A 13,688-nucleotide genomic window follows, 5' to 3' on the forward strand; every position below is an offset into this window, starting at 1 on the left:
AGCATGGCTTTTTTATGTGTAACTGAGTGCTTTTGATATATGGGGCTAAGAATTCCCCGATTTTTTCGATATTTAGGCGAAGTGATAAGCTTTTTCCAAACTTTAAGCCTAGAGAAGATGACTGAAAAAACCAACAATTTGTATGAACTTGTATATACAAATAAGCTTAGGGTAATATAGACTAAATTTGATTATTTTGTAAGAGTTTAGCAAATGCCACGAGGGTCTACACAACACGACTTGGAGTTATCTTTAGAGGATGATAGTCCTGTTCCATTGTATTTACGTGTCAAACAAATGATTTCACAGAAAATCTATGAAGGAACATGGGCGGTCAATAAAAAGATTCCTTCAGAAAGTGAATTGGTGAATTTGCTCGGGTGTAGCCGAATGACGGTCAATCGTGCTTTACGTGAACTGACGACCGAAGGCTTATTGGTGCGTATTCAAGGCGTGGGGTCTTTTGTTGCTGAAGGACAAGGGCGTACGGCTTTATTTCAAATCAATAACATTGCAGATGAAATTATTGCCCGAAACCATAAACACCATGCAGAAGTGTTGGTGCTCGAACAAATCCAAGCCAATCCTGAACAAAGTCTATTAATGCAGGTGCGTGAAGGGCAAAAATTATATCATTCAATTATTGTGCATTATGAAGATAATGTCCCTGTCCAGATTGAAGATCGACTGGTCGATCCGACGATCATTGCTGATTATTTAAGCCAAGATTTCACCAAGATTACCCCGAATGCGTATTTAATGTCGAAAGCCCCAGTCACGGAAGGCGAACACGTCGTGACCGCGATTCAAGCTTCCGCTCAAGAATGTAAGTGGCTAAAAATTAATAAAACTGAACCTTGCTTGCTGATTCGTCGACGTACATGGTCGAATAAACAGTTAATTTCCAGTGCCCGACTGATTTATCCCGGTAGTCGTTACTTCTTGGAAGGTAAATTTACCCCATGATGCAGTTGCTCAGTTTCAGTGACTATAAAAAAATGCCATGGAAAAACGGAGCGGGCTATACCTTGGAGTTGGCGCGTAGTGCAGGACAAGATTTAGCAGCCTTTGACTGGCGCATTTCCATGGCAGATGTCACCACTTCGGGGGCATTTTCTCCATTTTTCGGGATGCAACGGCTCCTGACTGTATTAGAGGGTGAGGGCATTGATTTACATATTGAAGATCAAACCTTGCGGCTCAATGCCATGCAAACTGCCCAATTTGGTGGCGAGCAAGCAGTCAGCTGTGATTTGGTTGCAGGGGCAATCCGCGATTTTAATTTAATTTATGATCCTGACAAATACGCTGCGCGTTATCAATGGATTCATACGGCTGAAACATTGCAGGTTTTTTCCGCAGCGGATGTGATTTTTTTATTTAATCATGCCCAGTGCCAAATTGAACTCTGTGTAGATGGACAAGATTTGGTACTGGATGCTCAGCAGAGTTTGTTGATCCAAGCGCATCAAAAGCTACACGCTATAGAATTCAAAGCAGCCCAGTTTAGACAATGTTGTCTCATTGAATTGACAAAAAACTAAGTTTTTATGCTTCAAAAGAAACACATATAATTTGTAGTTGTATGTGTTTTTTTATTGCCATTAAAAAATAAAAATAATAAATACATTTACTTATTGTTTTTTTATAAAAAATATTAAAAAGCATCTTTTCAATTATTTTGTTTTGTGTAGTATATGGATGTATATACAAGTTCATACATTATTGTACAGATAAGGCAGAGTATCTCTGCTGAAAAAATCAATGGAAGGAGTCCGATTGTGACAGCATCAACAACAAAATTTCGTGATGTAGAAATTCGCGCACCACGTGGCACAAAATTGAATGCGAAGAGCTGGTTAACAGAAGCCCCTTTACGTATGCTGATGAATAACCTTGATCCAGATGTTGCCGAAAATCCAAAGGAATTGGTGGTTTATGGCGGTATTGGTCGTGCTGCACGTAACTGGGAATGTTTCGATAAAATTGTAGAAACCCTGAAAAATTTAGAAATTGATGAAACGTTGTTGGTGCAATCGGGCAAACCAGTCGGTGTGTTTAAAACCCATAAAGATGCTCCACGTGTCCTCATTGCAAACTCGAACTTGGTGCCACATTGGGGCAACTGGGAACACTTTAACGAGTTAGATGCCAAAGGCTTAGCAATGTACGGTCAAATGACCGCAGGTTCTTGGATCTATATTGGTAGCCAAGGGATTGTTCAAGGTACTTACGAAACGTTTGTTGAAGCAGGTCGTCAACATTACAATGGTGACTTAACGGGTCGTTGGGTGTTAACCGCTGGTTTGGGCGGCATGGGTGGTGCACAACCATTGGCTGCAACACTTGCAGGTGCTTGTTCTTTAAACATTGAATGTCAACAAGCGAGCATCGATTTCCGTTTACGTACCCGTTATGTGGATGAACAAGCCACTGACTTAGATGATGCTTTAGCGCGTATTGAAAAATACACCAAAGAAGGCAAAGCAATTTCAATTGCGCTACATGGCAATGCCGCAGAAATTTTACCTGAATTGGTTCGTCGTGGCGTGCATCCAGATATGGTGACTGACCAAACCAGCGCACATGACCCATTGAATGGTTACTTGCCAATTGGTTGGACATGGGAAGAATATCGTCAACGTGCTAAAACTGAGTCAGAAGTTGTAGTGAAAGCTGCGAAACAATCGATGGCAAAGCATGTTCAGGCGATGCTTGATTTCCAAAAAATGGGTGTTCCAACTTTTGACTACGGCAACAACATTCGTCAAATGGCGCAAGAAGAAGGCGTAGAAAATGCCTTTGATTTCCCAGGCTTTGTTCCTGCTTATATCCGCCCATTATTCTGCCGTGGTGTAGGTCCATTCCGTTGGGCAGCACTTTCAGGTGATCCAGAAGACATCTATAAAACAGATGCTAAAGTCAAAGAATTGATTCCTGATGATGAACATTTGCATCGTTGGTTAGACATGGCGCGTGAACGCATTAGCTTCCAAGGCTTGCCAGCACGTATTTGCTGGGTAGGTTTAGGCTTACGTGCTAAACTTGGCTTAGCGTTCAACGAAATGGTACGTTCAGGTGAATTATCTGCACCAATCGTAATTGGTCGTGACCACTTAGACTCAGGTTCAGTGGCAAGTCCAAACCGTGAGACTGAATCCATGAAAGATGGTTCTGATGCTGTATCTGACTGGCCATTATTGAATGCCTTGTTGAATACTGCAGGCGGCGCAACATGGGTATCTTTACATCATGGTGGCGGTGTTGGTATGGGCTTCTCGCAACACTCTGGTGTGGTGATTGTCTGTGATGGTACCGACGAAGCAGCAGCACGTATTGCGCGTGTATTGACCAATGACCCAGCAACTGGGGTAATGCGTCATGCTGATGCAGGTTATGAGATTGCGATCGACTGTGCAAAAGAGCAAGGTTTAAACTTGCCAATGATCACGCAATAATATTTTTATGGACATGGATTACGATGCTTATTGCTTGAGTCAATAGCATCGTAATTACACAGTATCGTGCATTACAGGACGAAAAAATGGAACTCTTACTTCAATCAGATACAACTTCTTTAGCTGATCTCCGTCAAACATATTCAAATTCTAACGAAAAAATGGAACTGTTACTTCAACCAGGTACACTAACTTTAGCTCAACTCCGTCAAGCCTATTTAAATCCGATTCAGGTTAAACTTGATGAAAGTGCAGCGCCAGCCATTGAAGCCAGTGTTGCTTGTGTGGAAAAAATCGTCAATGAAGGTCGTACTGCATACGGCATTAACACAGGTTTTGGTTTATTGGCTTCGACCAAAATTGCGCCTGAAGATTTAGAGCAATTACAGCGTTCATTGGTACTTTCACACGCAGCAGGTGTAGGCGAAGCATTAGATGATGCGATGGTTCGCTTAATTATGCTGTTGAAAGCCAACAGTTTGGCACGCGGCTTCTCGGGTATTCGTCGTAAAGTCATTGAAGCTATTTTGGCCCTCATTAATGCCGAAGTGTATCCACATATTCCCCTTAAAGGTTCTGTAGGGGCATCTGGTGACTTAGCACCATTGGCTCATATGTCTTTGGTGTTACTTGGTGAAAGCAAAGCACGTTATAAAGGCGAATGGCTTCCAGCAGTTGAAGCTTTAAAAATTGCAGGTTTAGAGCCAATTTCATTGGCTGCAAAAGAAGGCTTGGCTTTGCTGAATGGTACGCAAGTCTCGACGGCCTATGCCTTACGCGGTTTATTTGAAGCGGAAGATTTGTTTGCTGCGGCAACTGTCTGTGGTGGCTTAAGCGTAGAAGCAATGCTCGGTTCACGTGCCCCATTCGATGCACGTGTCCATGAAGTTCGTGGTCAGCGTGGTCAAATTGATGTCGCTGCGGCTTATCGTGATTTATTGACTGAATCAAGTGAAATCGCGCATTCACATGAAGACTGTAGCAAAGTTCAAGACCCGTACTCATTACGTTGCCAGCCTCAAGTCATGGGCGCGTGCTTAACGCAAATTCGTCAAGCGGCAGAAGTACTTGAAATTGAATCGAATGCCGTTTCTGACAACCCATTGGTCTTTGCTGCTGAAGGTGACGTGATTTCAGGCGGTAACTTCCATGCGGAACCTGTGGCTATGGCGGCAGATAATTTAGCCCTAGCGATTGCTGAAATTGGTTCATTGTCTGAACGCCGTATTTCCATGATGATGGATCGCCATATGTCACAACTTCCACCATTCTTGGTGGCCAATGGCGGTGTCAATTCAGGCTTTATGATTGCTCAAGTAACTGCAGCGGCTTTGGCGAGTGATAACAAGGCATTGGCTCATCCTGCCAGCGTTGACAGCTTGCCGACTTCAGCAAACCAAGAAGACCACGTTTCTATGGCGCCAAATGCAGGTAAACGCTTGTGGTACATGGCAGATAACGTGCGTGGCATCTTGGCTGTGGAGTGGTTAGGTGCGTGTCAGGGCCTAGATTTCCGTGAAGGTCTAAAAAGCTCTCCAAAATTGGAACGTGCGCGTAAAGTTTTACGTGATCAAGTGCCGTATTACAGTGAAGACCGTTTCTTTGCACCAGACATTGAGCAAGCAAGTGAATTACTGGCAAGTGGCTGTTTAAATGAATTGTTAATCCCTGATTTGCTGCCAAGTTTATAAAAAGTGATGAATCAAACGGCCACATGAAGTGGCCGTAACTTAATAAACTTCCTCAAGGATCGGAGATTATAATGTCACAACAGGCTTCACTGCAGCGGGGTCTTAATACCCGCCATATCCGTTTTTTGGCTTTAGGTTCAGCCATTGCTTTTTTACGGTTCAGCACCGGCCATTAAATTGGCCCTACTTTGTATTGCCTATAACATATGGGTCAAACCAAAACAAAACACGCTTAAAGTGAAAGATCAAAATCTTTCTGGTCAGCTTGAAATGTAAAGCTCAATAGTAAATTGCCCAAGTTGCAGCGCATGCTTGGGCAATGTGAGGAATTGGAATGAAAAAACTTTGGCACAACTGCCACATTGCCACCATGCAAAATGGACAATACTCCAGCATTGAGCAGGGAGCCATTGTGACCTCTGGGCAGTTGATTGACTGGATTGGTGCTGAACAAGATTTACCTGTTGACGATTATGCCGAGCGTATTGATCTGAATGGGGCTTGGGTAACACCAGGCTTGATTGATTGCCATACCCACAGTGTCTTTGGTGGCAACCGAAGCGTGGAGTTTGAAAAACGCTTGCAAGGCGTGAGTTATGCGGAAATTGCAGCCAGCGGTGGGGGCATTGCCAGTACTGTACGCGCAACACGCGAGGCCAGCGAAGAACAGTTATTGGCATCTGCCTTAAAGCGTATCCGCTGTATGCTGCACGATGGCGTGACCACCATTGAAATTAAATCAGGCTACGGTCTGGATTATGCCAATGAACGCAAAATGTTACGCGTGATTCGTCAGGTGTCAGAGACATTGCCCATGACGGTCAAGAGTACCTGCTTGGCAGCGCATGCTTTACCGCCAGAATATCAAGATCAAAGCGATGCTTATATTGAGCATATCTGCACAGAAATGCTGCCGAAACTACATGCGGAAGGTTTGGTCGACGCCGTGGATGCTTTTTGTGAATATTTGGCATTTTCTCCTGCGCAAGTCGAACGCGTGTTCAAAGCGGCTCAAGCACTGAACTTACCCGTTAAACTGCATGCCGAACAATTGTCTGCCTTGGGCGGTTCAAGTCTTGCGGCACGCTACCATGCACTTTCGGCAGACCATTTGGAATACATGACCGAAGATGATGTCAAAGCCATGGCTGCAGCAGGCACCGTCGCGGTGTTGTTACCGGGGGCGTTCTATCTGTTAAGAGAAACCCAATTACCACCCATGCAAAGTTTGCTGCAACATGGGGTGCGTATTGCCTTATCTAGTGACTTAAATCCGGGAACTTCACCAGCATTGTCGTTACGCCTCATGCTGAATATGGGCAGTACTTTATTCCGTTTAACCCCAGAACAGGCCTTGGCTGGTGTGACTATTCATGCGGCGCAGGCACTTGGTTTGCAAGACACACTCGGCAGTTTAGCCCAAGGCAAGCTGGCTGATTTTGTGGCGTGGGATATTGAACACCCATCCGAAATTGTCTACTGGTTAGGTGGTGATTTACCTAAACGGATTATTCAGCATGGTGTAGAAATCCAGTTTTAACCATTGGCTCCTTATTGCATAGAGTGATTGAAAAAAATGAATCAAACCTTTACTTGGCAAGGTCGAAATGATGGCGATACAGAAGAACATCGCCGTATTCACCAAATCATCAATCAAGAGCAAACGGCTGAATATGCCCTGATCGGTTTTAGCTCAGATGAGGGAGTAAAGCGCAACAAAGGACGTATTGGTGCAGCCGAAGCACCAAATGTCATTCGTAGCCAATTGGCGAACTTGCCTGTCCATCAAAATATTCATTTGCAGGACTTAGGGAATGTCATTTGTGAGCAGGGGCAGTTAGAACAGGCACAAGCTGCATTGGCAAGTCGTGTGCAACACAGCCTTGAACAGGGCATGAAACCGATTGTGCTGGGCGGGGGGCATGAGGTCGCTTTTGGTAGCTTTTCGGGTTTATTCCAGTATGTGCAACAACATCAGTTTCAGCAAAAGATTGGCATTATCAATTTCGATGCTCATTTTGATTTGCGTGAAGCGGAGCAAGTGACCTCAGGTACCCCATTTTTAAATGCAGCTCAGCTTTCCGCACAGCATCAACAAGCATTTCATTATTTGTGTATTGGTGTAGCCAAGCATGCCAATACCAAAGTGCTGTTTAATACTGCGGATCGCTTAAATTGTCGTTATATTTACGATCATGAATTGCAATTGGCTCAACTGCCGGTATTGATTGAAAAAGTTCAAGCATTTATGGATCAGGTAGATGTCTTGTATGTCACCATTGATTTAGATGTTTTTCATGCCAGTATTGCCCCAGGAGTGAGTGCACCAGCGGTCAAAGGTATTGATTTAAATATATTTGAACCATTGTTCCAAGCCATCAAGCACACCGGAAAAATTCGGGTATTTGATGTGGCTGAGTGCAATCCAAATTACGATTTGGATAACAGAACCGCTAAGCTCGCAGCATATTTGATTTTTAATTATTTATTTGATTGAGACCAAGGTTTGCATGCATGGTTGGCTGAGTCGAACCCAACTGTACAAGAATGAATCACTTCATCTGAATCTTGTTTTAGCCGATGATGCTATACATTAGCATCATCGGCTTATTATATTGACTGTGTAAATAGGCCGATTTAGATCTATCACGCTCAACCAAAACACCTGTATCACTTGGGGCTTTGCCCAAAAAACAATCTCATAAATACTGGGCAGAGCCGGACGTAGGCTTAAGCCCATACAGTTCTGCTTTAAAAAATTAGAATAGCTCGTTTGAGCCTTTCCCATTTTCAAGGGGATGGTTTATCCGCGATTTGGGCTCATTAAACCGATGTTATTCTTATATGATTTTATTTGACCCATGCGGTCACGAAACATCCTCCACAATCTGCATAGCTTGTCTATACTTTGTTCACCATTTCTAAAACACATGGAGAACAAAAATGGTTACTGCTGGCGAAAAACCTGGAACAGGCTTCTATTTTTGTATGCAATGCGGCTACCGCGTTTACTTAGAAATTGGTACTGATCGTTTACCTCCGTGTACCAAATGCCTTGGCAATCAATTCAACAATAAGATTGCATAAGTCGCACCCTGCAAACAGTTATCCGCTGTTTCGTATCAAAGCCCTGTCGCACCTGATAGGGCTTTTTGCTGGATGGAACTTTTAGTTCGACATCATGCATCAGTCATTTGGTAGACAAAAATGCAAGTCAAGCGCAATCGATTAGATCGAAGCCGTTACGGTTTTAGCTTTACATCATTTCTCACATTTATGACATCATTATTTTTTAAAATGATCAATAGACATTGGGATGAAGCGCGTTATACTAGGGAAACCATTTCTAAAAGAACATAAGGAGGACAAAAATGATTACTGCCGGCGAAAAACCTGGAACAGGCTTCTATTTTTGTGTTCAATGCGGACGTCGAGTCTACTTAGAAATTGGTACAGATCGTTTACCCCCGTGTACCAAATGCCATTGCACCGAATTTAAAAAATAAACGTGCTTGTGCAACATCACTAAAACAGTCAATCCTGTTTTAAAAGAAAAGCCCTATTACTGCATAGGGCTTTTTGTGGTCTACACTTTAATAAAATTTAGTCAGAGCTATTCATCAGGCGCTTTAAACCAATTTAGCATCATGCGCTTAATTTAGATCCTGTGCTAAAAGTTGACTTTCTGAGGTTAATTTTTCTGCCATTTCAGCGGTTTTCTTTAAACCTGGCATGCGATATTCGGTATGACCATAATCCTGAATGGACTTCCATCGTCCCCCCCAAGTTAAACCGACTGACTCCGCAACCTCGCCATATAGCTGATAGCCACGCCATGCCCAAGGGTCGCGTTCAGAAATTACAACTTTGCCATCACGTTTGAAAGCCACATCCGCAGCCAAGCCAAATTGGTGATAGCTTTGAAAGGCTTTAGCCCGAGTGGTATTTTTATTGCCGGACAGCATATTTTGTCGAGCAGGGCTACGGTAACCTTCTAACAAAACCAGTTCATAGTTATAACGCTCTTTCATAATTTTAAAGACCATCAATAAGCGTTGCTTGTAACGAGGATTCATACGATCCCATTTACGGTCGACCAATGCAGTCTCAAAATGCCCATGACTTTGCGCAAAGGTACTGTCACGTTCTAAAGAGAAGGCTGGTGCTGTGCTCGGATGACTCTGTGCCTGATATTGTTGTTCGAGTTGCATTGCTTCAACAATTGCTGCATCCACCAATTGTTCATCCACTTCAGGTGGTGGAGTTAACATTTCACCATTTAATAAGGCGTAAATTTGAGGGTCAACTTTTTCCAGATAATTGGCTTCAACTTTGGTGGGGTCAATAGGTCGCGTAATAGCGAACAGCAACACACTACCTAATAAAAAAAATCCTGCAATTAAAATCCACCATTGCTGTAAATGCCAATGTGTCTGGGTTTGTTCAGCCGAGGCAGCATAACTCATCTCTTGGGCAAAATGTCGTGCATGCCCAAGTTTCTGTTTGCTACTGGGTAAAATCATGCGGACATAATTGAGAGTCCGTAGCCTTAGTTCGTAAGACATTAACAAGCTCAGTCCAATCACTAAGACCAAAAAACTGCAACTAATAAAAATAATCATCTTAGTGTGAATGTGCAGGAGTAGATGGAGCGAGGATCGTCGGTGCTTGAGGTTGGACTAATTCAATTTCTTTATCTAATTGATCCAATAGTGCAGGTTTCACCACCCCTTGAGCTAATGGTTTGGGTTTCGTCGGTGTTGGCTGATTTTTTTTCTCATTTTTCTCTATAACAATGACATCCTTGGTCACGAATTGGGGTTCTGGGTTAAGCTGTGCAAAAGGGGAGTTGTGCTGAACATGACTGTTGAGATTTGCAGTAGGATTTACAGGATGCTTGAACAGTGTTGACATTTCCTGTTCATTAATTTGATTGGAATAATCGAGATCATCCTCCTTCATTTCACTTTGCTCAGTTGCTTGAGGAGTATGTGTATTTGTCTCGGATTCCGTTTGCTGATGGTCTGAAGGATGTAGATGGCTTTTTTCTGAATCTTGGGAATAGTAAAAAAAACCAAACAGTCCACAACTCAAAACAATTCCGCCCAAAAAGCCACAAATAACATAAATAGATGATTTTTTTTGTGGTTTTGTTGGTGTGGATTTTAAAATACGTATTGTATTCTGTTTTTCTAGTGCCATGAGCCACTCACAATTTAAGGTAAATAAATCGTAATATTGGCCTGTTCGGCAGGCGTACTAATTACATTTTCATAGGGTGCAAGAGAGGTCTGGGTGTGTTGATTCAATGAGTACTTTAAGCCTGCGAAAGCAAGCAAACTGAATATGAATAAAAATAAGACAATCCAAATAAACGGCAGTTCTTTATGAATGATGTTCTTAATCTGGTCGGGTAATGCTGAAAATGGAGAAAATGCAGCTTTTTTACCTTTGAGAAAATCAATTTCATCACCAACGCGAGCCACCAAATGGTTCAGATTTTCAATCGACTCAATACGGTATTTTCCTTGAAACCCCAATAACATGCAGTAATGGAAGACCTCTAGTGATGCTAGCCGTTCTTTGCCTTTATGTCGTAACTGTTCCAAAATTTCAAAGAATTGATAGCCTGCTAATTGCGAACCAAACAAGCTCAATTGTAGGGGATTAATCAACCAGACATTCTGCAAGTTAAAAAATGCAGCATCTTGCTGGGTCACAATTGTTTCATCGAGTAGTGCGCAATAGGCATATTTCGCATCATGAATATCATTGGCTGAAAATTGTAATTTTCGTGCTTGTTGTTCAAAACGATGCAATAAATCCAGAACTTTTTCACGAAATTGAGAGGGATTGGCTGGAATATATTGGTTACGTAATAAGAATACAATGTAGAAGCCATCGTACAGCAGATCCGTTAAGGTTGAACTCTGCTGGGTAGTTATTGGCATACTTTGTGGAATGCTGCTACCAATTTGACCATCATCAAAGAGGGAAGGAGCTTTAGTTGTCGAGTTCATTCTAATTACTCCTTAACCATTGATGACCGCAATTAATTCAATGCTGATGTCCTGAAAACCAGAAGGGACATAGATGCAAATAGTTTCTGAATCCAGCATATTTTGATAAAGCTCATGATGTGGCTCTACCTCAAAGTAACTCACGCCTGAGCGGACTGGTATCGCGGTCGGCACTTGCATCAGATGATGTAATGGAATGGCAGGAAGGGCGGCCACCACTCGCTGTTCAACATCCACTGTACTGCCCAATTTAAAGCGTAAAGGAACAATCTGAATCAACTCATGGGTTGGCATCATGCTGCTAGATACTGCGACGTAAAGTCGAGTGTCACGAGTAATTTTGTCTGTTTCAAGACTACCGACCCAATAAGATGGTCGTGTTTCTTTCAGGCTAATGCTGATATAGCGATTCGAAATAATGGTGTCTAATAGATCACGTAGAATTTGATCTAAATGATGAAAACTCTGTTGCAACTGATGGTGCTGATATTGAGGCAGTTGATCGACGTCATGTGCCGAAGAGAACGTCAGTAACGATCCCGTTAATCTTAATAATTCGCAAAATAAGCGTTCAGGGTGGATTTGTGGATGCTGAAAAATATGATTTAAGCTGGAATAAGCGGTATTTAAGGCATTCACTAGCCAAAATGAAACAATATCCCCCGATCTAAACTCAATTAGTTTCTGTTCATTTTCACGATTATTGGTTTGAATAGTTTTAATTTTGGCACGAATCACATTCAGCGTGCGTTTAAGTTGATTAAATAATGCTTCACTAGATTCTATATGTAACAAAGGCGGAATAAACTTATGATCAAGCTCAAACTGACCAGAACTTTGACGTTTAATCTTGCCAACAGGTAAATAGAGAAAACCATCCATTTCATGTGATGGTATGACATGAGGCTCTAATAATTTAAATTCAGCTCTGCGTTTTAACAGCGAAATCTCTGCTGGGGAAGCATCGGTAAATAGATCATGGGTTTCATTTAAATAACAGTGATAGCGACTTGGTTGCGTTGTTTGTTCATAAGAGACATTTTTTTTATTGGCTTGAACGATGGGCATTGCAAGGTAAATTTGCATTTCTCCACGCAAGTTTAAATGATCCAGTAAAATCGGTTCTGGTAAAAGATCACGTGCGGGAGCCGTATAAATTTCGCCATCTTGCCAAATCATTTCAATTGACGACAAAGCCAGAACATTGATATTTAATTGGCTTTCATCGAAATTAATTTTTTGCACACCATAAGCAAAAGGAATAGTAGATCGAATGGTGTGATTTAAATGTTGTTCATGATAACGGTCTTGTAATTGAAAGTGTTGTGGACGTAAAAAAAGCCCCTCACCCCAAAGAATCTTTTCTGCTTTAAACATATAAATTACCAGTTACTTGTTTCATTGCTAGTTGCAGGAACACCCAATAATTCTTGTACAGATTCCAGTGGGTTTTCATTTTTAATGACCTGAGCCAGCCATTCATGTAAAGGCATTTGGCTCCATTTCACAGTTTTTTGTAGCATGTAGCTCACCGGACTATGAGGTTCATGTGTTTTAAAATACTCGGCAATATCTTGTAAAAGTTTGATTGCCTGTTCACGATTCTTTAGGTGGCTTTGTGCTGAAGCTTGAAAATTTTGCGGTTGCTGCTGAGGTATAGTTGTCATGGTTTTGGAGATATCGGGCAGGGGTGTTCCGAGATTACTGTCAGGCATTGCGGTCAGTGCAGTTGTATTTAGCTTGGTCTGTAACAGATCGGGTTTATAAATTTTTTTTAAGGATTTATGGATATCTTCAAGTTGTGAATCGATCTGAGCAAAACTCGGGGCTTCTAGCTGCATCAATTGATCAAGCACTTGCTTCAAACTTTCCCAGTGCGCCAAAATTAATTCAAAATTTTGGTAATTTTGTAGTTGTATATTTTGAGCACTCGTCGCTAGTGCTGACTCAAATTGTTCAAGCTGTTGAGCATTAATCCCATGATCCTCATCTTCAGATTGCTTGCGGAGTTGATTATGTTGATAAAGAAAGTTTTCATAATCAAACAACGAGTAAGCTGGGGAAGTTTCCATCAGTGGGGTTTTTTTGATGAGCACTGGCAGTTGATTGACTAAACCTTTGAGTAGACCGAGGCGTTGGTCTAAATCATCCTCTTCAATTTCAGGATGTAGCTTTAACCAGTATTGCTCTAGTAAGCGATAGGACAATTCTAATCCTGAGGCAATACCTTGGAAGCCATATAAATGTGCCCAAGCCTCAGATAACCAAGTCAGTAAGCGAATATCTTTACTTTTATTGGCAAGCAGCATGCTACTTTGCTCAGCAACAAATTGCCAATCTGCCTGTTTAGGTTCCGTAACCCAATCACCCAAGGCGAGTAAAGGGTCATCCTGAGTCTTGGCTTTTTTTATGGCATGGAATTCATTGGAGAAAGACAAATCCTCTCCACAAGCGCGAGAACCCGCTATGGGTTCAAGCAAGGATTCAAGTGAAAAATTCATAAGTGCTGAATAATCCGA

General features: G+C 42.1%; 13 protein-coding genes and 1 pseudogene. 9 read left to right on the top strand and 5 right to left on the bottom strand.

The features are described 5' to 3' along the window. Positions 1 to 213 precede the first annotated feature (213 nt). The 9 genes and pseudogenes from hutC to AC6CHI_RS01495 all read left to right on the top strand — a co-directional run bounded on the left by hutC (position 214) and on the right by AC6CHI_RS01495 (position 8,655). Complete coding sequence (hutC, locus tag AC6CHI_RS01455) at positions 214 to 966, top strand: histidine utilization transcriptional repressor HutC (protein WP_458890820.1); 753 nt, start codon at positions 214 to 216, stop codon at positions 964 to 966. Beyond that, positions 963 to 1,544, top strand: a complete 582-nt coding sequence (locus AC6CHI_RS01460; protein ID WP_498119135.1) for a HutD/Ves family protein — start codon at positions 963 to 965, stop codon at positions 1,542 to 1,544. The genes hutC and AC6CHI_RS01460 overlap by 4 nt, the downstream gene beginning before the upstream one ends. Before the next feature lie 237 nt (positions 1,545 to 1,781). Further along, positions 1,782 to 3,458: a urocanate hydratase gene (gene hutU, locus AC6CHI_RS01465; protein ID WP_498119136.1), complete on the top strand. Its 1,677-nt coding sequence runs from the start codon at positions 1,782 to 1,784 to the stop codon at positions 3,456 to 3,458. A gap of 161 nt (positions 3,459 to 3,619) precedes the next feature. Further along, the gene (gene hutH, locus AC6CHI_RS01470) at positions 3,620 to 5,149 is read left to right on the top strand and encodes a histidine ammonia-lyase (protein ID WP_458891115.1); all 1,530 of its coding nucleotides are present in this window, start codon (positions 3,620 to 3,622) and stop codon (positions 5,147 to 5,149) included. 71 nt (positions 5,150 to 5,220) lie between these two features. Then, positions 5,221 to 5,332, top strand: a pseudogene (locus tag AC6CHI_RS01475) (hypothetical protein); the annotation flags it as partial. Between the two features lie 151 nt (positions 5,333 to 5,483). Next, entirely contained in the window at positions 5,484 to 6,689 is a 1,206-nt protein-coding gene (gene hutI / locus AC6CHI_RS01480; RefSeq protein ID WP_498119137.1) for an imidazolonepropionase, read from the top strand. Between the two features lie 36 nt (positions 6,690 to 6,725). Next, positions 6,726 to 7,646: a formimidoylglutamase gene (gene hutG, locus AC6CHI_RS01485; RefSeq protein WP_498119138.1), complete on the top strand. Its 921-nt coding sequence runs from the start codon at positions 6,726 to 6,728 to the stop codon at positions 7,644 to 7,646. Positions 7,647 to 8,092: 446 nt separating this feature from the next. After that, positions 8,093 to 8,236 carry a zinc ribbon-containing protein gene (locus AC6CHI_RS01490; protein WP_458890815.1) on the top strand — a complete coding sequence of 48 codons (144 nt, stop codon included), beginning with the start codon at positions 8,093 to 8,095 and terminating at the stop codon, positions 8,234 to 8,236. Between the two features lie 269 nt (positions 8,237 to 8,505). After that, positions 8,506 to 8,655 (top strand): zinc ribbon-containing protein, encoded by a 150-nt coding sequence (locus AC6CHI_RS01495; RefSeq protein WP_458891114.1) that lies wholly within the window; start codon positions 8,506 to 8,508, stop codon positions 8,653 to 8,655. Positions 8,656 to 8,802: 147 nt separating this feature from the next. Here the strand turns inward: AC6CHI_RS01495 and AC6CHI_RS01500 are convergent, their stop codons facing one another. Genes AC6CHI_RS01500 through tssA form a run of 5 tightly spaced genes read right to left on the bottom strand, consistent with a single transcriptional unit; the run spans position 8,803 to position 13,670 of the window. Continuing rightward, positions 8,803 to 9,771: a M15 family metallopeptidase gene (locus AC6CHI_RS01500; protein WP_498119139.1), complete on the bottom strand. Its 969-nt coding sequence runs from the start codon at positions 9,769 to 9,771 to the stop codon at positions 8,803 to 8,805. 1 nt (position 9,772) lies between these two features. Beyond that, a complete protein-coding gene (locus AC6CHI_RS01505; RefSeq protein WP_498119140.1) occupies positions 9,773 to 10,351 on the bottom strand; it encodes a hypothetical protein in 579 nt (192 codons plus the stop codon). Between the two features lie 14 nt (positions 10,352 to 10,365). Further along, positions 10,366 to 11,169, bottom strand: coding sequence for a DotU family type IV/VI secretion system protein (locus AC6CHI_RS01510; protein WP_498119141.1), 804 nt, complete (start codon positions 11,167 to 11,169; stop codon positions 10,366 to 10,368). A 12-nt stretch (positions 11,170 to 11,181) separates the two neighbouring features. Beyond that, a complete protein-coding gene (tssK, locus tag AC6CHI_RS01515; protein WP_498119142.1) occupies positions 11,182 to 12,546 on the bottom strand; it encodes a type VI secretion system baseplate subunit TssK in 1,365 nt (454 codons plus the stop codon). 5 nt (positions 12,547 to 12,551) lie between these two features. Further along, positions 12,552 to 13,670: a type VI secretion system protein TssA gene (gene tssA / locus AC6CHI_RS01520; protein WP_498119143.1), complete on the bottom strand. Its 1,119-nt coding sequence runs from the start codon at positions 13,668 to 13,670 to the stop codon at positions 12,552 to 12,554. Positions 13,671 to 13,688 lie beyond the last annotated feature (18 nt).

The sequence above is a fragment of the Acinetobacter sp. GQ146 genome (genome assembly GCF_059758585.1).